Origin of the sequence: Rhizobium sp. Rhizsp42 (assembly GCF_047304155.1) — a bacterium.
Classification (GTDB): Bacteria; Pseudomonadota; Alphaproteobacteria; order Rhizobiales; family Rhizobiaceae; genus Rhizobium.
Window position 1 is genome coordinate 10012 of the sequence record NZ_JBGLYS010000006.1, and the last position, 25457, is coordinate 35468.

The 25457-nt window shown below is 64.6% G+C and carries 1 protein-coding gene; it reads right to left on the reverse strand.

The genetic code is table 11. The features are described 5' to 3' along the window. Window positions 1-73: 73 nt before the first annotated feature. Window positions 74-25273 (reverse strand): Ig-like domain-containing protein, encoded by a 25200-nt coding sequence (locus ACCD05_RS08375; RefSeq protein ID WP_112988779.1) that lies wholly within the window; start codon window positions 25271-25273, stop codon window positions 74-76. Window positions 25274-25457: the final 184 nt, after the last annotated feature.

The window sequence follows — 25457 nt, forward strand, 5'->3', positions numbered from 1 at the left end:
CGCCTCGCGGGCAAGCTCATCCTGCCGCCGCTAGAGCGCCTGAAGACACGGCGCAGCGTCGCCGCAGTCGGTATCATTGCCCGCGCAGGGCGCTCCAGAGCCGGTCGCCTTGCCCACCGCTTATGTTCGCCTCGGCCAACATTTGGCTGGAGAACAGCGCCCCTGGCCCGAGATCGGCGCGCCGGTCCCTGACATGGTCGAGCACCGTTCCCGTCTGCAGGTCGATCCTCAGCGTGTCGCTCACCGTACCGTCGCGCGAGGTGCCCCATACGCGGATATCGATCGAGACGGCGCCGACGGGCGGTCGGCCGATGATCATGCCACCATGCGTCACCGTCATCCAGTCCGGCAGCGCGCGGCCGTCGGACAGCGTCACGCTGAAGGTCGTCTTGTCCGTCTGGCTGCCATAGGCAGGCAGGATGTAGAGGAAGTTCTCGTTGAAGATCGTATCGACCGTGAACCAGGTACTGTCGTCACCCGATCCGGCAATGTGAATATTCGATCCTCCCTTGAAGAAGCCGATGTGGATATCGTCAAGACGGCGCCCGCTTTCGATCCATTCGGAAATCTGGCGCACGGCATGCAGCACCGCGCCGTGGCGCGGCAGCGAACCGATGCCGTTCAGAGGCTGCGCGGCGTTGACGACGGCGTCGATCGGGCCATCCACCGTGATATCATCCGATATCGCACCGAGATCGTCCATGATCTCCTTCGATGCCCCGCCAATCTCCTCCGGGCGGTCGCCGAAGTCAGGCGCGCCGGGATCGTTCGGATCGACCGGGAACACGACCGGCGGATCCCTTTCGAGCGGCGGACGTTCGCCTAGCGGTGTTTCCGGCGGCTCGGTCGGCGGCTCCGTGGGCGGCACTGCAGCGCCAACGGCAATGGTGACCGTGTAGGTCGATGTCGCGTCGCCGTCGGAGACCGTGAAGGTGAAGCTGTCGCCACCTTCATAGCCGGCCGCCGGCGTGTAGCTGTAGCTGCCATCCGGGTTGACGGCGACGACGCCGTGGGCTGCGGCCGATCCGAGCTGGTAGGTGATCGGCGATCCCTCGACATCGAAGGCCGGCGGCAAGGTGCCCGTGACGGTCTGGTCGCGTCCGACCGCGATCGCCGTGCCGGACCCGACCGGCGCGTCGTTGACCGGGGTGACCGTGACGAACACGCGGTAGACGACGGTCGCCCGACCATCGCTCACGGAGTAGCTGAACTGGTCCGTGCCGTTGAAATTGCCGTTCGGCGTGAAGACATAGCGACCGTCCGCGGCAATCGTGACGACGCCGTGGGCGGGCCCGGCGGCAACCGCGTAGCTCAGCGGATCGCCATCGGGATCGGTGGCGACGGGGAGCCTGCCGGTAAACGTCGTATCCTCGGCAATGGTCAGCGTCGTGTCACTGCCGACGGGTGCGCCATTCACCGCGCCGACGGAGACCGTCACGGTATAAACCGACGTCGCCGTGCCATCGGACACCGTATAGGTGAACTGATCGCTGCCGCTGAAGCCAGCGTCGGGCTCGTAGCTGTAGTTGCCGTTCGGGTCGATCGTGACCGTGCCGTGGACGGGATTGGCGCCGAGACCATAGGTGACCGGCGCGCCCTCGACATCAAAGGCCGGCGGCAGGGTGCCGGTCGTGACCGTTCCCTCCTGCACCGAGATCGACGTATCCGACCCGACAGGCGCATCGTTGACGGCGGTGACGGTGACGGTGACGCGATAGACGTTGGTGACCGTGCCGTCGCTCACCGAGTAGCTGAAGCTGTCGGTGCCGTTGAAATTACCGTTGGGTGTGTAGCTGTAGGTCCCATCGGCATTGATGCTGACCGTGCCGTGACCGGCAGCAGTCGCCAGGCCATAGGTGATGGCATCGCCATCGGCATCGGAGGCCGTCGGCAACCGTCCGGTGAAGCTCGTGTCCTCGGCGAGCGAGATGGCGGTATCCGATCCGACCGGTGCGTCGTTGACTGGCGTGACCGTAACGAACACGCGGTAGACCACCGTCGCCCGGCCATCGCTGACCGAGTAGCTGAACTGATCGGTGCCGTTGAAATTGCGATCTGGCGTGAAGGAATATTGCCCGTTCGCCGAAACGGTCACAACACCATGCGCCGGTCCCGCGGCAAGGCCGTAGGTCAGCGCGTCGCCATCCGCGTCGGTCGCGGCCGGCAACTGGCCGGTAAACGGCGTATCCTCGGAAACGGTCAGCGTCGTGTCCTGGCCGGCGGGCGCGCTGTTGACGGCGCCGACGGAGACGGTGACGGTGTAGATCGACACCGCCGTTCCGTCGGAGACGGTGTAGGTGAACTGATCGTTTCCACTGAAGCCGCTGTTGGGCTGGTAGGAGTAGCTGCCGTTTGCTCCGATCACCACGGTGCCGTGCGCGGCCTGCGCGCCCAGTCCATAGGCGACCGGGCTTCCCTCGATATCGTAAGCCGGCGGCAGATTGCCAGTCGCGATCGTGCCCTGCTGCGCCGAGATCGACGTATCGGAGCCGATCGGCGCATCGTTGACGGCGCTGACGGTCACCGAGACGCGGTAGACGTTGGTCGCTGTTCCGTCGCTGACGGAATAGCTGAAGCTGTCGGTGCCGTTGAAGTTGTTGTCGGGGGTGTAGCTGTAGGTCCCGTTGGCATTGATGCTGACGGTCCCGTGGCTTGCCGCGCCGGCGAGAGCGTAGGTGACCGCATCGCCATCGGGATCGACGGCCGGCGGAAGCTGGCCTGAGAAGGCCGTATCCTCGGCAAGCGAGATGGCCGTGTCGGCGCCGACCGGCGCGTCGTTCACACCCTGGACGTCGATTGTCACGGTATAGGTCACCGTCACGGTTCCATCGAACAAGGTGTAGGTGAACTGGTCCGGCCCGGCATAATTCGCCTGCGGCACGTAGCTGAAGGTGCCGTCGGGATTGACCGTGACGGCACCATGGGCGGCCGGCGTGCCAAGGCCGTAGACGATGGTGTCGCCATCCGCGTCGGAGGCTGATGGAAGCGAGCCGGTAAAGCTCGTATCCTCGGAGATGCTGATTGCCAGATCCGAGCCCGTCGGCGCATCGTTTTCGGCACCGACATTCACCGTCACGGTGTAGACGGACAGCACAGTGCCATCGGACACCGCGTAGGTGAAAGTATCAGTCCCAGAGAAATTGGCGGCGGGGACGTAGGTGTAGCGGCCGTCGGACTGCACGGTGGCCACGCCGTGGCTCGGACCGTTCTGCAGCAGATAGGTCAGCGGATCGCCATCGACATCGACGGCGCGCGGCAGCGTTCCCGACGCGGAGCCGTCTTCATCGACAGAGATCGAAACGTTGCTGCCAACCGGCGCGTCGTTGACCGCAGTCACCGTGATCGCGACCGTGTAGGTCGAGACCGCCTGGCCATCGGTCACCTGATAGGTGAAGCTGTCGGCGCCGTTATAATCGGCTGCCGGCACGTATCGGTAGGTTCCGTCGGGATTGACGGTCACCGAGCCATGCATGGGCTGCGTGCCGACGACATAGCGAACCGGATCGCCGTCCACATCGCTGGCGGCCGGCAACACACCGTCGAAGGGCACGTCCTCGGAGACGGTGATCGCGGTGTTCGATCCGACCGGTGCGTCGTTGACCGGCGTCACGGTGATCGAGACCGTGTAGGTCGATTGATCGATGCCGTCGGAGACGGTGTAGGTGAAGCTGTCGGTGCCGTTGTAGTTGGCGTTCGGCCGATAGGTGTAGGTGCCGTCGGTATTGACGGTGACCGTGCCGTGCGCGGCTGGCGCACCCAACCCATAGGTGATCGCGTCACCGTCCGGATCAGTCGCGAGCGGCAGCGTTCCGCTGGCCAGACCGTCTTCGGCAACGGTGATCGCGGCGTTGGAGCCGCTCGGCGGATCGTTGACCGCGCCTACGGTGACATTGACCACGTAGGTCGTGGAATCCCTGCCATCCGAGACGCTGAAGCTGAAGCTATCGGAGCCGTTATAGCCGGGTGTCGGCGTATAGCTGTAGCTGCCGTCGGAGTTGATGACCACGGTGCCATTGGAGGCCTGGGCGGCGAGCCCGTAGGTGATCGGGTCGCCGTCGGCGTCGGTGGCCGGCGGCAGCTGACCGGTGACCGTTTCGTCCTCCTCGGTGGAGATCGAGGTTCCCGAGCTCATAGGCGCATCGTTGACCGCGGTCACGGTGATCGAGATCGTGTAGGTCGACGTCGCCTGGCCGTCGGAGACGGTGTAGGTGAAGCTGTCGGGACCATTATAATTTGCGGCCGGCACGTAGCTGTAGGTGCCGTCGGAGTTGACCGTCACCGTGCCGTGCGCCGCCTGCCCGCCAAGCCCGTAGGTCAGACTGGGGCTGTCCACGTCGGTCGCAACAGGCAGCTGTCCGTTCAGCGTCTGGTCCTCGGCCACCGTCGCCGTCGCATCCGAACCGACGGGCGCGTCGTTAACAGGCGTTACGGTCACCGCGATCGTGACGGTCGTGACACCGCCCTGTCCGTCGCTGACGCTGATGTCGAAACTGTCGGTGCCGTTGAAATCGGTGTTGGGCGAGTAGAGGTAGCGGCCCGCTGCATCGATGACGACGGCGCCGTTGCGCGGGCCAGTTGCCACCGCGTAGGTCAGCGGGTCGCCATCCGGATCGGTGGCGGCCACCACGCCCGACACCGGCACATCTTCGCGCGTCTGGATCATCGAGCCGGTCGCGACAGGCGCATCATTGACTGGCGCGAGAATGATCGTTGCCCGGTCTGTATCGGTCTGGACGCCGCCGGCGCCGCTATTGCCGCCGTCGCTGGTGACCATGGTCAACGTCACCGGCGCATTCGAATTCAGGAGCGGATGATAGACCGGGGCCGATGCACCGGCGAGGTAGGCGTTGATATCGCCGAGCGTGCCGGTGAGCGTGATCGCGCCCGAACCGTTGCCGGTCACGGCCACATTGCCGCCGGCGGTAGCCGTCAGCGTGCCGGCATCGACCGAGAGCGTCACCGTCATGGTGCCCGATCCGGCATCGACATCAGAGATCGACAGGCCGGCAAGCGGCAGCGCCGTATCCTCGGTGCCGTTGAAGGTCGGCGGCAGGCTGTTAACAGGCGCGTCGTTGACGCCTGTCACCGTGCCGCTGACCGTGCCTTGCACGCTCAGGGTTCCGTCGGAGACCGTGTAGGTGAAGCTGGCATTGCCAGCGAAATCGGGCGCCGCCGCGAAAGTCAGCGTACCATCGGAATTCAGGGTTACCGTTCCTGACGCGAGCGCAACGCTGCCACCGACACCGATCGACTGACCGTTGATCTCCGTTATCGTCAGCGTATCGCCATCGGGATCGCTGTCGTTCGCTAGGACCGGAATGACCACCTGGCCGTCCTCGGCGACGGTGAAGTTGTCGTTGACAACAACAGGCGCATCATTGACCGGATTGATGGTGATCGTCACCGTCGCCGTGTCGGTACCGCCATTTCCGTCATCGATGCGATAGACGAAACTGTCGGTGCCGTTGAACCCTGCGGTCGGCGTGTAGGTGAAGGTGCCATCGGCATTGAGTACGAGAGCGCCATGCGCGGCATTCGTCACCAGGGAAACAGTGAGCGGATCATTATCGGGATCGGTGTCGGGGCCATTGCCGTTGGCGACGAGAACCGAACCGCTCAACTGGCCGCCTTCGTTCATCGTGAAGGCATCGTTGACCGCATCCGGCACCGGGTTGGTCACCGTCCAGGCGAAGCTGCGAACGGCTTCGCCGCCGAGGCCGTCTCTCGCCGTGATCGTGACGTTGTAGACCGCGCTGCCGGTCGCGCCGGAGGCGTTCGGGAGGATGTTGCCGGTGATTTCGCCGGTCTGGGTGTTGTAGACGAGACCCGGCGGCAGGCCGGTGATATCGAAGGTCAGCGGATCGCCATCGACATCGGTGAACTGAGCACCAACAGGCAGCACGATCACGGCACCATCGAGGCTTGCCTGTGGTGGCAAGGCCGGCGCATTCGGCGCGTCGTTGAGGCCGGTGACGGTAACCGTCAGCGTCGCGGTGGAGGTGCCGCCATGGCCATCGGAGATCGTGTAGCTCACCGATGTCGTCGCGGTCGCACCGGCGGCAAGGCCGTCGAGGTCCGTGCCTGGGTCGAACGTATAGGAGCCGTCGGCGGCGATCAGGAAGCTCCCGCCGCCCTGGCCGGGGGTTGCGACCCCGACATTGCCGGTGGCCGCACCGACGCCGACAACGGTCAGCGTGTCGCCATCCGGATCGCTGTCTGCACCCGGCCCGCCGACGATCACATTGCCTGAAATCGCGGTGTTCTCGGTGGTCGCGGCGGCATCATCGACGGCAACAGGCGGATCGTTGACCGCGCCGACCGTGATCGTAATCGTTGCCGTGGCGGTGGCGCCGCTCGAGTCCGTGACGACCACGACAAAGCTGTCTGTGCCGTTGAAGTTTGGATTGGGGGTGTAGCTGTAGGTGCCGTCGGGGTTGACGACAGCGGTCCCGCTCGCGGCTGCGGTCTGAAGACCATAGACCAGCGTCGCCGGCGCGTCATCGATATCGGTTGCAACGATCTGGCCCGTCGCCGTGCCGTCTTCATTCATCGACACCGCGACATCCTGCAGAACCGGCGCATCGTTGACCGGGTTGACTGTCACGGTCACCGTATGCGTGACGACGGCGGTGCCATCCGAGATCGTATAGGTGAAGCTGTCGGCGCCGTTGAAGTCCGCGGCCGGCGTGTAGACGTAGGCGCCGGTCGGGTCGATCGTGACGCTGCCATGCGCCGGCTGGCTGCCGACGCCATAGGTCAGCGGATCGCCATCGACATCGGTCGCCGCCGGCAACCGGCCGCTGAGGGCCGTGTCCTCGGGCGTCGTGACCGCGACGTCGGAACCGACGGGGAGATCGTTGGCGCCCGATACCGTCACCGTGAAGGTCGCGGTCGAAGTACCGCCCTGGCCGTCGGAGATGGTGTAAGTGATGCTGGTGGTGCGTTGTTCGCCGGCCTTCAGATTGTCGAAGTCGGTGCCCGGCACGAATGTGTAGCTGCCATCGGTGCCGATCACGAACCGCCCGCCCGCCGAGCCTGCGATCGACGCACCAACATTTCCGGCAACGCCGTTGACGGCGCTGACCACGATCGTGTCGCCATCCGGATCGCTGTCCGCGCCATTGCCATTGTCGGCGAAGACCGAGCCGGCGTTATCAGTGTTCTCGCCGGTGCTGGCGGCGTCGTCGCGGGCGATGGGCGCCGGGTTGGTGACCGCGATGATGAAGGTCTGGTTCGCCGAGCTCGTGCCGTCGCTGGCAAATACCGTGACCAAGTAAGCGCCGCCATTGAGCTGCGACGCGTCGCGGTCGACCGTCCCGGTGATGACGCCCTGCGACGAGATCGAGAGACCTGTCGGCAGGCCCGTCGCGGTGAAGGTCAGGCTGGGCGTATCGATATCACTGAAGTTGCCCGAGACATCGAAGCTGATGGTCTGCGCATCCTGATAGGCCTGGTTGGCGATCGGCGTACCCACGGGTGCGTCATCGACCGGCGTGACGGTGACAGTCATGGTGTAGGTGACCGTCGAGCGACCATCGGAAACGCTATAGATGAAGCTGTCGCTGCCGTTGAAATTGGCTGGCGGCGTGTAACGATAGCTGCCGTCGGCGCTGATCGTGACGACGCCATTGGCGGGCGGCGTGGCGATGGCATAGGTCAGCGCATCGCCATCGGGATCTGTCGCGATGGGCAGGGAGCCGGTCGCAACCGTATCCTCGGCGGTCTGGAAGTTCCCGTCACTTCCGATCGGCGCGTCGTTGACGCCGACGACGGTGACCGACAGCGTGGCGTCCGCCGTGCCGCCATGGCCGTCCGATACCGCGTACGTCACCGAGGTAACCCGTGTTTCGCCGGCCTTGAGGCTCTGGAAATCGGCGCCGGGATCGAAGCGATAGCTGCCGTCGGTGTTGATCACGAAGCTGCCGCCCGTCGAGCCGGCGACCGCCGCGCCGGGCGCGCCGGTACCGACGGCCGAGACGACGAGCGCGTCGCCGTCAGCGTCGGTATCGTTGCCCAGCACACCGGGCACGGCGCCGACAATGGCGGTGTCTTCATCCGTGGTCGCCGTGTCATCGACGGCGACAGGCGCGTCGTTGACGGCACCGATCGAGATCGTCGCGACCGCCGCGGCCGAGGTCGCGCCGCCATCGTCGGTCACCGTGATCGAGACGGTGCGGTCGCCCGTAGTCGGGTTGTCGCTTCTGTTTTCATATTGAATGGCGCGCAGCAGGGCGCTCGTCGCCGCGTTGCCCATCGTGCCGCCGGCCGCATTGGTGATGGAGAGCGCATTAGCGCCGTCATAGCTGAAGCGGAAGGTCGTGCCGCCGAAGATGATCGTGCCGGTGTTGGCCGTACCGTAGACGATATCGACGGAGCCGTTCAGGTGGATGATCTCGGAGCCGGCATTGGCAAAGCCGCCAAGCGCGACGTTCAGCGACGTGATGCCGTTCTCGACATCGAACACGGTTGCATCGCCGCTGGCGATCGCGACCGGTGCATCGCCCTCGTTGAACGAGACGGTGAGATCGACGCCGGCGCCGGCGCCGTTGAGATCGACGACGCCGACATCGTTGACCGCCGCGACGGTAATGACGATCGATGCTTCCGCAAATCCGCCATTGCCGTCACTGATGCGGTAGGTCAGAGGGACCGTGCCGTTGAAATCGGCCGTTGGCGTGAAGGTCAGCGATCCATCGCCGTTGAGACGGATGATGCCGCCCGCAACGGCAACCGTGCCATTGGTGGCAATCGGCTGGCCGTCGATCGCAACGATCGTCAGCGGATCACCGTCGGGATCGACATCCACACCACCGCCGGCCGTGCCGACGCCGGTAATCGGGTTGAAGGTAACGGCTGTATCTTCATTGGTCGCGACCGCGTCATTGGCGGCGATCGGCGCCGGGTTGCTGACGGAGAAGACGAACTGCGTCGAGACCTGGCCGCCATGGCCATCGTCGGCGGATACCACGACAGTGTATGGGCTGCCGGCCGATGCATTGGCATCCAGCGTGCCGCTGATGAGACCGGTCGCGGGGTCGAAGCCGAGGCCGGGCGGCAGGCCGTTGACAGAGATCGCCAGCGTGTCGCCATCGACATCGCTGAAGAAGCCTCTGACATCGAAGCTGACGGCAGAGCCATCGGCCTGCGCGCGATCGGGGATCGGGGTCGCCACGGGCGCATCGTTGACGGGATCGACCGTGACCGTCACCGTCGCCGTGTCGCTGCCGCCATTGCCATCGTTGATCGTGTAGGTGAAGGAAGCGGTTCCAGCGTAGTTGGCGGCAGGCGTGAAGCGCAGCACCTGCGCGCCGTTAACAAGCACGAGCTGCACCGAGCCGTTGGAGATCGGCACGGCCGCGCCATCGACACTCAGGTTGACGCCGTTGACGAGAACGATGCTCTTGGCATCGCCGTCGGTATCGACATCGTTGGCGAGCACATCGATATCGACAGGCTGGTCCTCCTGCGTCCTTGCCGTGTCGTTCATCGCGTCGGGCGCGATGTTGCGGATGACATAGGTGAAATCGGATTCGGCGGTGAGGCCGCCGTCGTCGGTAGCGATGACCTTGACCACGTAATTGGAGAGGCCCATGGGGCCGGATGCGCCGGCGCTGATCCGGCCGCTGATGATGCCGGTTTCGGGATCGAAGGTAAGGCCTGGTGGCAAGCCTTGAACGTCATATGTCAGCACCCCGCCCTCGGGATCGGCGAAATAGCTCGAAATGTCGAAGCTGATCGTGTCGCCGTCATTGCGCTCCATGTCGGCGATCGGAGTTTCGATCGGCGCGTCATTCTGGGCGCCCACCGTGATCGTCAGCACGCCGGTGCTGAGGCCTCCCTGGCCGTCGGTCACGCGGTAGACCACCGTGTCGATGCCGTTGAAATCTTTTGCGGGCGTATAGTTCAACGTTCCGTCGCTGTTGACGGTCACCGTGCCGTGGCCGGCCTGCGGCGGGAAATCGGGATCGATCGTCAGCACGTCGCCATCAGGGTCGGTATCGTTTCCAAGCACGTTGATGTTGAGAAGGGGCACGTCCTCGGTGGTGGTCGCCGTATCGTTGACGGCGGTCGGAGCCGGATTAGTGACGGTGAGGTTGAAGGTTGTCCTGAACGTGCCGCCCTGGCCATCGTTCGCCACCACTGCCACCGTATAGATCGGGCCGCCCTTTGATGCGTCGGCGGCGATCGTGCCGGTGATAACGCCATTCGCGTCCATCGACAGGCCTGCCGGCAGGCCGGATGCCGTAAAGGTCAGCGTATCGCCATCGACGTCGCTGAAGAAATCGCTGACGTCGATCGGCTTTCCATCGAGCGACTGGCCATCAGCGAGTGTCACCGCGGGAATGGGCGTTGCCGTCGGATTGTCGTTCACGCCGGTGACCGTGACGGTGATCGTCGCCGTATCGCTTTCGCCATCGGCATCCGTCACGCGGTAGGTGACCGACGTCGTGCGGGTCTCGCCGGCGCCAAGATCGGCGAAATCCGTGCCCGGATTGAAGGTATAGACCCCCGTGGCGCTGACAATGAAGGTACCGCCGTTCGAACCGGCGACCGCCTGGCCGACGCTTGCCGCCTGGCCGTTGATCCGGTCGATGGTCAGGGCGTCGCCATCGGGGTCGGTATCATTGGTCAGCGCATTGCCGCCACCGCTGGCGTTTTGCCCGACCGACAGAGAATCGCTGAACGCCTTGGGCGGGAAGTTGCTGATTATCCAGGTGATCGTGCGCGAGATCGTGCCGCCCTGCCCGTCCGCTACGTTGATCGTTGCAACATAGGGCTCGGGGCGCGACGCGTTGTTTGGAAGTGACCCCGAGATCACGCCGGTCGCGGCGTCGATCTGCAGGCCGGGCGGGAGATCGGTCGCGGCATAGCTCAGCGTATCGCCATCGCGATCGGAGAAATAGATGCCGGCATCAAAGGAGACGGTCTGGCCGTCGCTGTCCATCTGAGCCGGAAGCGGGCCGCTGACATCGGGCGCGTCGTTGACGGCATTGATCGTGATAGTAACAGTCGCCGTCGAAACGCCGCCCTGCCCATCGGAGATGGTGTAGATGATCGTGTCGGTGCCGTTGAAATCGGCAGCCGGGACATAGGTGATCGAACCGTTCGCCGCAAAGGTCAGCGTCCCGTGCCCGGCGGAGGCGGCAATCAGGCTCAATGTATCGCCATCCGGATCGGTGTCCGCTCCGGCGGTGCCGCTTGCCGTTCCCGCGCCGGTGATGACGTTGAACGTCGCGGACTGATCCTCGTTGATCGCGAGATTGTCGTTGACAGCAGTCGGGCCCGGATTGGTCACCTGGAGCTCGAAGGTCTGGGACACGGACGCGCCAGTGCCATTTGGCCCGTCATGCGCCGTGACCGTGATCTGGTAGAAGCCCGCGGCGCCGCCCTGGCTGGCGTCATGGTCGATCGTGCCGAAGATGAGACCGGTTGCCGCGTCGAAGCTCAGACCGGCCGGCAGCCCCGTGATCGTGTAGTTCAGCGTATCGCCATCTGGATCGTCGAAGAAATCCGAGACGCGATAGATCAGCTGCTGCCCATCGGCCCGCACGCGATCCGGTATCGGCTTGGTCCCCTCGGGCGCGTCGTTCTGCGGGATGATCGTGATCGTCACCGTCGCGGTATCGACGCCGCCATTGCCGTCGTCGATCGAGTAGCTGAAGCTTTCCTGACCGTTATAGTTCGCGTTCGGCGTGAAGCGCAGCACCGGCCGATCGGTCGGGCCGGCGACCAGTTGAACCGTGCCGTTCGTCGTCGCGACTGCCGGGCCGTTCAGCTGCAGCACCACATTGTTGACGCGGATGACCTCGTCATTGTCGCCATCCGGATCGCCATCATTGGCGAGCACGTCGATATCGACGGGCGTGTCCTCGTTGGTGGTCGCGAAATCGTCGCGCGCGATCGGCGGCAGGTTGAGGATGGTGTAGTGGAAGGTGACCGAGGTCGTGCCGCCCTTGCCGTCCGATGCCGTCACCGTCACCGTATAGACAGCCTCGCCTGTCGGACCCGAAGCTTCCGGCGCGATGCGGCCGGAGACCAGGCCGGTGGCCGGATCGATGGTGAGCCCCGCAGGCAGGCCGCTCGCGGCATACGTCAGCGGATCGCCATCGGCATCCGAGAAGAAGGCGGAGATATTGAGGCTGTCCGTATCGCCGTCGTTCCTCGTGCGGTCGGCGATTGGCTGGCCGACGGGTGCGTCGTTGACCGCGAGCACGGTGACGGTGACCGTCGCGGTCGCCGTTCCGCCGTTTCCGTCGGAGATCGTGTAGGTGATCGTATCGGTGCCGTTGAAGTTGGCGTTCGGCTGATAGGTGATCTGGCCGCCGGAGCCAAGCGTCACCGTGCCGTTGGCGGCGCTGGCCGCCGTGACCGTCAGCGGATCTCCATCGGGATCGCTATCCGGCACGCCGCCGCTCGCCGAGCCGTCGAGCACGTTGAAGGTGAGCGGCGTATCCTCCGTCGCGGTGACCGCATCGTTGACGGCGACCGGCGGCGGGTTGCTGACCGAGAAGGAGAAGCTCTGGCTGGCCGTGCCACCATGGCCGTCATTGACGCTGATGGTCACCGTGTAGACGCCATTGCCCGTTGGTCCGCCGACGCTCGCCTGGCGATCGATCGTTCCGGTCACCACGCCGGCCGCGTTGATGGACAGGCCGACCGGCAGGCCGCTTGCGGAATAGGTCAGCGTGTCGTTGTCGGCATCCGTAAAGAAGCCGGAGACATCGAAGGTGACGGCTGCGCCATCGGCGCCCGAGCGGGCCGGAAGCGGAGTACCGACCGGCACATCGTTGACGCTCGCGACATTGACCGTGACCGTATACTCGTTGCTGCCACCCTTGCCATCGCTGACGACATAGGTGAACCGGTCGGTCCCGTTGAAATTGGCCGATGGCGTATAGCTGTATGTGCCATTTGGATTGACGACAACGGTGCCGTGGGCCGGCGTCGTGCTGCCGGCGGCATAGGTGATCGCATCGCCGTCCACATCGGTCGCGGTGGGCAGGGTGCTCGAGATAACGCCATCTTCATCTACGGAGACGGTGGTATCAGAGGCGACGGGCGCGTCGTTGACCGGCGTGACGGTCCCGCTGACGGTGGCCGTCGCGGTGCCGCCATTGCCGTCTGAAATGGTGTAGGTGAAGGATGGGGTGCCGTTGTAGTTGGCAGCCGGCGTAAAGGTCAGCGTGCCATTCGCATTGAGCCTGACGCTGCCGCCGGTGATCGCCACGGACCCGCCGGACGCAATCGCGGTGCCGTTGATCGCGGTCACATTGAGCGCATCGCCATCCACGTCGCTGTCGTTGCCGCGGACATCGAAGGTCACGGCTGTATCTTCAAGCGTGGTGAAGCTGTCGTTGACGGCAACCGGCGCGTCGTTCACCGGCGTCACGCTGCCGCTGACGGTAGCCGTCGCGGTGCCGCCATTGCCGTCGGAGATGGTGTAGGTGAAGCTCGGGCTGCCGTTGAAATTCGCTGTCGGCGTGAAGGTCAGCGTGCCGTTGGCGTTCAGCCGCACCGTGCCGCCGGTAACGGTTACCACCCCACCGGTCGCGATATTGGCGCCATTGATGGCGGTCACGGTGAGCGTGTCGCCATCGACATCGCTGTCATTGCCAAGCACATCGAAGGTGACGGCCGTATCCTCTGCCGTCGTAAAGCTGTCGGCGACAGCGACGGGTATATCGTTGACCGGCGTTACCGTACCGCTGACGGTTGCCGTCGCGGTGCCGCCATTGCCGTCGGAGACCGTGTAGGTGAAGCTCGGGCTGCCGTTGAAATTCGCCGTCGGCGTGAAGGTCAGCGTGCCGTTGGCGTTCAGCGTGACGCTGCCGCCAGTGATCGTCACGGCATTACCGACGGTGATGCCGGTGCCGTTGATCTGCGTGATCGTCAGCGCGTCGCCATCCGGATCGCTGTCATTGGTAAGAACGGCGATGGTGACGGCTTGGTCCTCCGGCGTCGTGAAGCTGTCGTTCTGCGCGACGGGCGGATCCTGGACGGGGTTGACGGTACCGTTGACGGTTGCCGTCGCTGTGCCGCCGTGGCCGTCAGAGATGGTGTAGCTGAAGCTCGGATTGCCGTTGTAGTTGGCCGATGGCGTAAAGGTCAGCGTGCCATCGGCGTTCAGCCGAATGCTGCCGCCGGTGACGGCGACCGAGCCGCCGGACGCGATGTTCGAGCCGTTGATCTGGATCACGGCAAGCGCGTCGCCATCGACGTCGCTGTCGTTGGCGCGCACATCGAAGGTGACCGCCGTATCCTCGTTGGTGGTGAAGCTGTCGTTGGCGGCAACCGGCGGGTCCTGCACCGGATTGACGGTGCCGGTGACGGTCGCGCTCGCCGTGCCGCCCTGGCCGTCGGAAATCGTGTAGGTGAAGGTCGGCCTGCCGTTGTAATCGGCCGTGGGCGTGAAGGTCAGTCGGCCATCCGCATTGAGCGTGACCACGCCGCCGGTGACGGCAACCGAGCCGCCGGTAATGATGGCGGTGCCATTGATCGCCGTGACGCTCAACGTACCGCCGTCGACATCGCTGTCATTAGAGCGCACGTCGAAGGTGACGGAGGTGTCCTCGTTGGTGGTGAAGCTGTCGGCCACCGCGACCGGCGCATCGTTCAGGCCGGTGACCGTGACGGTCACGGTTGCCGTCGAGAAGCCGCCCTGACCGTCGGTGATCGTGTAGGTCACGGTGGTGACACGCGTTGCGCCGGCAGCGAGATCGTCGAAGGCGGTGCCGGGGTTGAAGGCGTAGGTGCCATCGGCGTTGATCGTGAACGTCCCGCCGTTCGAGCCGGCCACGGCCTGGCCGACACCGGCGCCGCTGCCGCCGACCGCGGAGACGGAAATCGGGTCGCCATCGGGATCGGAATCGACACCGTTGCCATTGTTGGCGAAGACTGAGCCTGAGAGCGGAGAGTTCTCGTTCGTCGCCAGATTGTCGGCGGCGGCCACCGGAGGCGGGTTGAGAACGGCCCAGGTGAAGCTGCGGTTCGCTGTCGCCCCGCTGCTGTCGGTTGCCGTCACCGTGACGGCATAGGGACCGTTGACGCTGGCGCTGCGGTTGATGGTGCCGGAGATGACACCGGTGGTGGCGTTGATCGTCAGGCCCGGAGGAAGGCCGGTCGCGGTGAAGGTCAGCGTGTCGCCGGTATCGGGATCGCTGAAATTGCCGCCGACATTGAGCGTCACCGTCTCCGCATCGTTGCCGGTCTGGTTGGCGATCGGCGTCGAGATTGGCGCATCGTTGACGCCAGTGACCGTCACCGTGACAGTCGCCGTCGAGAAGCCGCCATGGCCGTCGGACAGCTGGTAGGTGACGCTGGAGGTGCGGCTCTGGCCGGCCGGAAGATCGGTGAAGGTCGTGCCCGGATTGAACACCGCCGCGCCATTGGCGCCGATCGTGAAAGTGCCGCCGTTCGAACCTGTAATGGCAAGCCCGACATTGCCGGCGACGCCGTTAATGGCCGAGACCTGCAGCACGTCGCCGTCGACGTCGGTGTCGTTGGCGAGCACGTTGAGGCTCGTGCTGACGCCGGCATTGGTCTGGGCGGTATCGTTGACGCCAACAGGCGCGTCATTGACCGAATTGACGGTGACGCTGACCAGATATTGCACCGTAACCGTGCCGTCGCTGACGCTGTAAGTGAAACTGTCGGTGCCGTTGAAATTGGCGGATGGGGTGTAGGTGTAGGTGCCGTTGGGATTGACCACGACGGTGCCGTGCGATGGGGCGATCGATCCGGCGCCATAGGTCAGGCTGTCACCATCGACATCGGTCGCAACAGGCAGCGTGCCGGAGAAGGCCGTGTCCTCGTTGGTCGTGATCGCTGTATCGGAACCGACAGGCGCATCATTGACCGGGGCCACGGTGATTGTCGCCGTATCGGTATCGGATAAGGCGCCGCCGCTGCCGGTATTGCCATTGTCGTTGGTCACCATCGTCAGCGTTACCGCGCCATTGGCGTTGGCGGCGGGGTTGAACACCGGCCGGGTGCCAGCTGCGGCAAGGAAGCCGTTGATGTTGGAAAGTGTGCCGGTCAGCACCAGCGTGCCCGATCCGGAGCCGCTGACCGTGACGCCGGAGCCGCCGGTGGCGGCGAGCGTGCCGGAATTGACGCGGAGCGTCACGGTGATCGAGCCGGAGCCGGCATCGACATCAGCGACCTGCAGGCCGGCGAGCGACAGCGCCGTATCCTCGTTGGTGCCGAAGCTCGCCGGCAGCGTGTTGACCGGCGCGTCGTTGACGGCCGTGACATTGAAGGTGAAGCTGTTCGGGCTCTGGTCGGTATCCTGGCCGCCATTCGCCGTGCCGCCGTTGTCGCGGACCTGGAAGGTGAAGGAGGCGAGCGCGGTCCCGTTGGCATTGGCTGCCGGTGTGAAGGTGAGGTTGCCGAGATTGGCGGCGGAGATCACCTGGCCGGCCGTGACGGCGGTGCCGCCGAGGGAGAGTACGCCGTTGGTCGGCAAGGTGGTGATGACGACGGCGGCAAGGCTGTTGGCCGGGCTGTCGTTGGGATCGGTAAAGCCGAAGCTCGCGGCCGAGAAGGTGTAGACGCTGTCCTCGTTGATCGTGACGGTATTGTCCGTGCCGGCTGGCGCGTCGTTGACTGATGTAATCGCGATCGTTGCCGTGTCGATATCGACGAGCGACGGGCCGCCGGTATTGCCGTTGTCGTTGGTGGTCATCGTCAGCGTGACGCTGGCGGTGGAATTGGCTGATGGTGTAAAGCTCGGGCGCGTTGCTCCAGCGAGATAGGCGTTGATGTCAGTCAGAGTGCCGGACAGCGTCAGTGCCTGGGAACCGGAGCCGCTCACCGAGACACCGCCGGCGCCAAGCGCCGAGAGCACACCGGAATTGACCGACAGCGTCACCGTCATCGTGCCGGAGCCGGCGTCCTGATCGCTGATCTGCAGGCCGGCGAGGCCGAGAGACGTATCCTCGATCGCGGTGAAGGAAGGCGGCAGCGTATTGACGGGTGGCGTGTTCACCGAAGCGACGGCGACACTGACCTGCGCGGTCTCAGTCACTCCGCCCGAGGTGACGGTGTAGGTGAAGGTCGTCACGCCATTGTAGTCGAGCGTCGGCGTGAAGATCAGCTGGCTGGAGGCATTCAACCGCACCGTACCGTTGGCAACGGTGACAGCCGCGCCGCCTGCGGTGATCGCGGTGCCGTTGACGGCGGTGATCGCCCGACCCGGGTTCTCGAAGCTGTCATTGGCGAGCACCGAGATGACGGCAGGCACGTCTTCATCCGTCGACACGGAATCATTGGCGATGTCGGCGACCGGGGTGATGGTCACCGGGATGGTGCTGGTGGCGCTGAGCGAACCGTCGGAGGTCTGGACCGAAATCTGAGCCGAGCCGTTATAATCAGCAACCGGCGCATAGCTTGCGCCCGCGAGCGCCGTATTGATCGCCGCCGTGGTGCCGGTGAAGGTCATCGTCTGATCGGCCGTGCCGTCGCCCGCGCTGAAGGACAGGCCGGATGTGCCTGAAAGCGAGAAGGAGCCGTTGGTGACGGTGACGGTGACCGTCAGCGTTCCATTGTCGACATCGGAGACGACGATCGCATTGCCGGCGGAGGACGAGAAGACGATGGAGGTGTCTTCTGCCGTCGTCTGTGCTGTCGGCACGGTGTTGACGGGCGCGTCGTTGACCGGGTTGACCACGATGGTGACTGTTGCGGTCTCCGTCACGCCGCCTGATGTGACCGTATAGGTGAAGCTCGTCGTGCCGTTGAAATTGGCTGCCGGCGTGTAGGTGATCGTGCCATCGGCGGCGAAGGTGACGGTGCCCTGGCCGGCCGGGGGCTGCGTGACCGATGTGATCGCCCTGCCCGCATTCTCGAAATTGTCGGCCGAGGCGCCGTTCGTGCCGGTGATGGCGTTGAAGGTGATGGCCGTGTCTTCATTGGTCGTCAGGTTGTCGGCGACAATATCGGCGACCGGCGTGATTGTTATCGCCACCGTATCGGTGTCGGTCAAAGAGCCATCCGTCGTGACGACGGTCAACTGCGCCGCGCCGTTATAGTCGGCGGTGGCCGTGTAGGTGAGGCCCGCCAGCGCCGCGTTGATCTGCGCGGCCGTGCCGGACAGCCGGACCGATGACGTGCCGTTGTTGGCGATCGTCGCACCGGTTCCCGTCGTCACGTTGGCGATGCCGTTGGTGACGGTGACCGTCGTCGTCAGCACGTCGCCATCGACATCGGCGACCGATACGCCTGAAACCGCCAGCGGCGTATCCTCGGCAACGGTTTGGGCGCCCGGAACGGTATTCACCGGCGCATCGTTGACCGGCACGATGGTCACGTTGACGGTCGCGGTCTCGGTCACGCCACCCGAGGTGACCGTGTAGGTGAAGCTGGTGCTGCCATTGACGTTGGCGGATGGCGTGAAGGTCAGCGTGCCATCGGCGTTGAGGCGGACCGTGCCGCTGGTGACGTTGACGACGCCGTTGGCAACGATGGCCGAGCCGTTGATCGCGGTGATCGTGTGGCCGGCGTTCTCGAAGCTGTCGTTCGCATCGACGGCGATGACGACCGCCGTGTCCTCGTTGGTCGTGGCTGTATCGTTGGCGATATCCGCGACCGCGGTTATCGCGATTGTCTGCGTGTCGGTGTCGGTCAGCTGGCCGTCGCTGCTGGTCATCGTCAGCGTGACGCTTCCGTTGAAATCGGCGACCGGCGCATAGTTCGGCCGAGCGGTGCTTGCCAGATAGGCGTTGATGCTCGTGAGCGTACCAGACAAGGTGATCGTTGCGGTACCCGAGCCGGTGACGGTCACGCCCGGGCCGTTTGCGGCCGTCAGCACACCGGAGCCGACCGACAGCGTCACGGTCGCCGTGCCCGAGCCGATATCGGGATCAGCCACGGAGAGGCCGGTCAGCGACAGCGTACCGTCCTCGTTCATCGTCCAGCCGCCCGCAGGCAGCGTGTTGACGGGTGGGTCGTTGACGGGCGTGACCGCGACCGTCGCAACAGCCGTGTTGGACGCCGCCGCACCGTCGGATACGGTGACGTTGATCGAGCGGGTGACCGCACCCGGATCGTCGGAAGTAGACGCATAGCGGATCTGGCCGAGCGCCGTTTGGTAGGCGGCCTTTGTTGCCGAGCCGGTCAAGGTTAGCGTGTAGGTCGAGGCGTTGTAGCTGGCGGTGATGCCAGATGGCAGCGTGCCGGTGACCGACAGCACATCGCCCGCCTGCCCGTTGGAGATCACGATCGTCGCCGATGCCATGTTGGTGTTGTCGACGTCGGCGACGAGAACGCCGGTGTTGACGATGGCAACGCCGGCGGCGTTTTCCGTGTAGCTGGTCGCGTAGCCGGTGCCGGCTGCGGATGTGTCGAGATCGAGCGTCGGCGCGTCGTTGACGGCGATGACGGTGATGGTTGCCGTATCCACGTCGGTCAGCGCGCCGCCCGACCCGGTGTTGCCGCCGTCGTTCGTCGTCATCGTCAGCGTCACCGCGCCGTTGAAATCGGCCACGGGCGTGTAGACCGGCCGCGCGGTGCTGGCGAGGTAGGCATTGATGCTGGCGAGCGTGCCTGACAGCGTCAGCGACGCGGTGCCGGAGCCGCTGATCGTGACACCCGATCCGGACACGGCGGTCAGCTGTCCGGAATTGACGCCGAGCACGACGGTCATCGTGCCGCTACCGGCATCGACATCCGAGATCGCAAGCCCGGTCAGCGCGAGCGCCGTATCCTCGTTGACCGACCAGCCGCCCGCCGGCAGCGTGTTGACGGGCGCGTCGTTGACGGGATCGATGGTGATGGTGCGCGTGTCGATATCGGTAAGCGCACCGCCGGAGCCGGTATTGCCGCCATCGTTGGTCGTCATCGTCAGCGTCACCGAACCGCTGGCATTGGCGGCCGGGTTGAATTGCGGAGCGGCGGCCGACGCCAGATAGGCGTTGATCGCCGAAAGCGTGCCCGACAAGGTCAGCGACGCCGATCCCGATCCGGAAATGGTGACACCGGCGCCCGAGATCGCCGAAACCGTGCCGCCGGAGACAGCAAGCGTCACCGTCATCGTGCCGGTGCCGGCATCGACGTCGGAAATCGACAGCCCGGAGAGCGCGATGGACGTGTCCTCGCTGGTGCTCCAGCCGGATGCCGGCAGGCTGTTGACCGGCGCATCGTTGACAGCGCTGACATTGACCGTGACGGTGGCCGTCTCAGTGACCCCGCCCGCGGTGACAGTATAGGTGAAGGTGGTCTGCCCGTTGAAGTTCGCGGATGGCGTATAGACCAGCGTTCCGTCGGCGGCGAAGGTGACGCTGCCCTGCCCGGTGGGCGGCTGCGTGACCGACGTGACGGCGCGGCCGGGATCCTTGAAAGTATCGGGCGTGGCGCCATTGGTGCCGGTGATGACGTTGAAGGTGATTGCCGTGTCTTCGGCCGTCGCCACCGTATCCGGCGTAATGTCGGCAACCGGGGTGACCGTGATCGCGACGTTGTCCGCGTCCGTCAGCGAACCGTCCGACGTGGAGACGACGAGCGTATCCGAGCCATTGTAATCGGCGCGGCCGGTGTAGCGCAGCGAAGCGAGCACGCTGTTGACCTGCGCAAGCGTGCCCGAGACGGTGACCGAGGCCGTGCCGTTGCCGGTGACGGTTCCCGCTATCACCGAAGGCGACAGCGTGCCGTTCGCGACCGACAGCGTGACCGTGACGGAGCCGCTGTCGACGTCACTGACGGAAATGCCGGAGATCGCCGTCTGCACGTCCTCGCTCAGCGTGACTGACGTCGGCACCGTATTCACCGGCGCGTCGTTGACGGCGATGACGTTGACGGTCGCGACCGCGACATTCGAATTGGCGGCGCCGTCGTTGACCGTGACGTTGATGCTGCGCGGCGTGGTGGATGGGTTTTCCGAACTCGACAGGAAGCGGATCTGCTGCAGCGCGGTCTCATAGCTCGCGCGCGGGGCCGAACCCGTAAGCGTCAGGGTGAAGGTCGTGGAATTGTAGCTCGCGGTGATGCCTGAGGGCAGCGTGCCGGCGACAGCCAGAAGGTCGCCCGCCTGACCATTGGTGATGACCGCCGACAGCGAGGCCATGTTGGCGCTGTCGATGTCGGTGATCACGCCATCGGTATCGGCAATCGCAACGCCGGGGTCGTTTTCGGTGTAGGTCGTGGTAAAGCCGGTGCCGGCGCCCGATGCGTCCAGATCGAGGATCGGCGGATCGTTGACGGGGGTTATGTTGATCACGGCGGTATCGGTATCGGTCAGCGGGCCGCCGGTGCCGAAATTGCCGAGGTCGTTCGTCGTCATCGTCACCGTGACGCTGCCATTCGCATCGGCCACCGGCACGTAGACGGGAGCCGCGCTCGATGCCAGGTAGGCGTTGAGATTGGCAAGCGTGCCGGTCAGCACCAGCGTGCCGGTGCCAGAACCTGAGACGGTGACGGAGCCGCCGGCCGTAGCGGTCAAGACGCCTGTCGGCACCTGCAGCCGGACGGTCATCGAGCCTGTGCCGGCATCCGGATCGGTGATCGACAGGCCTGTCAGCGCGACGCTGGTGTCCTCGTTTGTCGTCCAGCTCACGGGCAGCGTATTAACAGGCGCGTCGTTGACGGCGGTGATCGCAACGGCGGTGACGGCCGTGTTGGAATTGGCGGCGCCGTCATTGACGGTGACGCTGATGTTGCGCGATGCGGCGGCGCCGTTCAGCGTCGGGTTGTCGGAGCTCGAGGTGTAGAGCACCTGGCGCAGTGCGGCCTCGTAATTGGCCTTGGTGGCCGAGCCCGTCAGCGTCAGGGTGAAGGTGGTGGCGTTGTAGCTGGCGGCGATGCCCGCCGGCAGGGTGCCGGTGACCGTAAGCAGGTCGCCGGCCTGGCCGTTTGTGATCACGATCGCGGCCGAGGCCATGTTGGTATTGTCGACGTCGATGACGCTGCTGTTGGTATTCGAGATCGCGACGCCGGTGCCGTTTTCCGTGTAACCGACCGAATAGCCGGTTCCAGTCGTCGAGCCATCGAGATCGAGCACGGGCGCGTCGTTGACCGGGTTGATGATGATGTTGCGCGTATCGACATCCGTGAGCGCGCCGCCCGTGCCGGTGTTGCCGTTGTCGTTGGTCGTCATGGTCAGCATGACGGTGCCGTTGGCATCGGCGACGGGGACGTAGATTGGGGCTGAAGCAGACGCGAGATAGGCATTGATATTGGCGAGCGTGCCGGTCAGCACGACGGTGCCGGTTCCGGACCCCGACACGCCGACGCTGCCACCAGCTGTTGCCGTGATCGTGCCTGAAGCGACGCTCAGCGTGACCGTCATCGAGCCGGTGCCGGCGTCGAGATCGGTGACCGAAAGGCCCGACAGCGCCAAGCTGGTGTCTTCGTTGGTCGTCCAGCTGGCGGGCAAATTATTGACCGGCGCATCGTTGACGGCGACGACCGAGATGGTCGAGGTGGCGACGGCCGACGACAGGCCGCCGTCATTTACGGTGACGTTGACGACGCGCGGCGTCGTGCTTGGATTGTCGCCGGTGTTGGAGAAGGTGATGGCCTTGATCGCCGTGGCATAGCTCGCCTTGGTGGCCGAGCCCGTCAGCGTGACGGTGACCTGCCCGGCAACGGACGTGTCGACCGATCCAGTGATGCCGCTCGGCAAGGTGCCAACGGTCAGCACATCGCCGGCCTGCGCGTTGGTCAGCACGATGGTGGCGGAGCGCATGTTGGTGCTGTCGAGATCGCGCACATCCGTCGCGGCGCTGCCGATCGACACGCCGGCGCCGTTTTCCGTGTAAGTCGTCGTATAGTTGACGCCGGCAACCGTATCGACATTGCGGAAGGCGCTGACATTGTCGATGAAGATATCATCCGTGCTCGGCGTCAGAAGGCCGCCGGCTGCGGAATAGCTGAAGACGAGGTCGCCCGTGGCGACCACCGTCGAGGGCAGGTTGATGGTGACGGCGGTGCGACCCCAGGCCGTGGTGCCGGCGGCGGATGCGGCGACCGTGGACGGTGATCCGGTCGCACCGTTGAAATAGGTGATCGTTGCAGTGTTCGGCGTACCGTTCAGTGTACCCGTGGTGATGCGTGCATAGAGCACGCCGCCGATGGTGACATCCACGGTCGCCGGCGTGTTGTTGTCGTTTGAGATGCCGAGCAACAGATCGTTGCTCCAGCCCACATCGAACGTCAGCTGCGCTGCACCAGATGGCGCAAGACCGTCAGTCCAGCCTGACACGTTCGCTTGTGTGAGAGTGCCGGTTCCGCCGTTCAGCGTCCAGGCAAAGCCGCCATTGGCCTGGGCGCCCGTGCCGCCGACCGTCCAGCCTGTCGAGCCCGGCGTGCCGCCATTGGTGATGATCTGCGTTGGCGTCGTGCCGGAATTGAGATCGACGATGGGGGCCTGGGCATAATAGCCGAAGTCGGCCGCGAGGTTGGCGGCGCCGATCGTGGCGAGAGCGAGCTGCTGGGTCGTGCTTCCGGTGGTAAGCGTCGCCGTACCAAGTACACCGTTCGCGTCGGTGACGCGCACGATGTACTGGCCGGGGAGAACGCCGGTGAAGAGATAGTTGCCGTTGGCGTCGGTCGTATCCGTCGCCAGAATGCGTTCGCCGGTGCTGACAAGGCCGTCGCCGTTGACATCATCGATCAGCTGCACCGTGACACCGCCGATGCCGCCATCGCCGGTGTTGAAGGTGCCGCTTTTATCGTTGTCGGCGAAGATCTTATCGCCGATCGTTCCCGTCGGCGGCGTCCAGCGCGCGGCGTCGGAAATGCCGGTGAGCGCGGTCGTGCCGTTGGTCGTGATCGTGACAGCCGATCCGATGGCGGCGCCCGTGACCGGATTGATCTGGCGGATATCGGTGCCGATCAGATAGGTGTTGCCGTTGATATCGCCGCCACCTTGCGCACCTGTGCCGCCCGTGGCATTGGTGATGCTGTCGATAATCGCGCCGGTCGTCAGATTGTAGCGGGTAATGCCAAGCGTGGTGATGCTAAGCAGCGTGTTGTTGGTCGCATCTATGGCGAAGTCGCCCCAGTCGTTCGCAGCCGTGATCTGTGCGCCGAATGCCGTCGCGCCGGCCATGGTGCGGCCGTTGTTGGTGAAGGTGATGCGGTAAATCTGGTCGTTGCTGCCGGAAACGTTCTCGACGCCGAGATAGAGGCCGCCGTTGTAGAATGTCGCGGCGCCGCCGCCGACGCCGGTCGTGCCCGTAACAATATTGGTCGCGGCACCCGTGGTCAGATCGGAATCGACCAGGATATGGGTGTTGTTGATGTAGTCATAGGCAAACAGAGCCCTGTTGCCTGAAACGGCGTTGCTATCGGTGTAGTAGATCAGGCCATTTGACTGATCGGCCGCCAGCGAGTTGATGGTGTCCGACATGGTGATGCCGCCGACGCTTCCCGGCACCGTCGTAATCATCGTCGCCTTGCCGGTCAGCACGTCGACGCTGTAGATCGAGCGCCCGGCCGAGACCAGTAGCGCCCCATTGCCGTTCGACGAGGCGATGTTCAGCGTATCGGCGTAATCCGCATGGCTCTTGTCTGTGCCGATCAGGTCGGAGGCGATATCGCCATCGTGATATTCGAGATCCCAATTGCCGCCGAGGGCAGCACTTCCGGTCGGGTCGGTTGAGGCAGCGACGTCGGCGCCGGTGAGGTAGCCGAGCATCTTGACGGCATTCGTGCCCGTTTCGCCCTCAGCGAAATTGCAGCCATAAACGAGAATATCGGCATTGTCGGTCAAGGAGCCGCGTATCGACGTCAGGTCGGCGGCGTAGTCGGTCGCCATCGTCGTTGCCGTCAGCGACGCGGAACCGAGTTGCAGGAAGCCTTCCTTGCCGTGCGAGATGATGTGGATCGCCTCGACATCGTGCATGGACGAAAGCGTCTCGGCGAGTTCGTGAACACCGTTCTCGTTCGGATCGACCACGATGATCTTGAAATTGTCGCCCAGGTCTTTGACCAGCGCCTGGTAATCGGGCACGGAGGAATCGATCACCACCACCTGACGCGGCTGTGCGACGGCTGATGTCTCGGGTGCTGCCGAGGCGGCCTGGTGTTCGGCAAGTGCAGCGACCAGCGCATCATGGCCATCGCTGGCGCCGTCGTGCTGCGAGGTCTCGGCGGAGCCGTGATCCCCTTGATCCTGGTGAGCTTTTTCCTGGGATTTTTCCACGGTCGCCGCGCCGGCAGCGTCGAATGCGATGCGTTGTTCCAACTCCATCAACATCGAGCCGTATTTCGGCTTGGCATTCCTACCCCGCACCTTTTCGATGCGGTCAGGGGCGGGGCGAACGTAGCGTTCGTTCATGGGGTTTCCTCCACGACAGATCGTTTTCGTTTGGCCGGGTGCCCTATTCGCCCGGCATGTCAGCTTTGTCAGTCAGCCTCAAAAACCGACTCCCAATGTCGGCTTTCGCAACCGTAGTGAGCAGAGAATTAACAATTTCCTAATTTCGACCAACAGGAATTAGTCAACACTAAATCAACCATGA

Excerpts from the sequence above, each read along its gene's own strand:
- ACCD05_RS08375 (WP_112988779.1), bottom strand. The coding sequence starts at position 25,273 with ATGAACGAACGCTACGTTCGCCCCGCCCCTGACCGCATCGAAAAGGTG.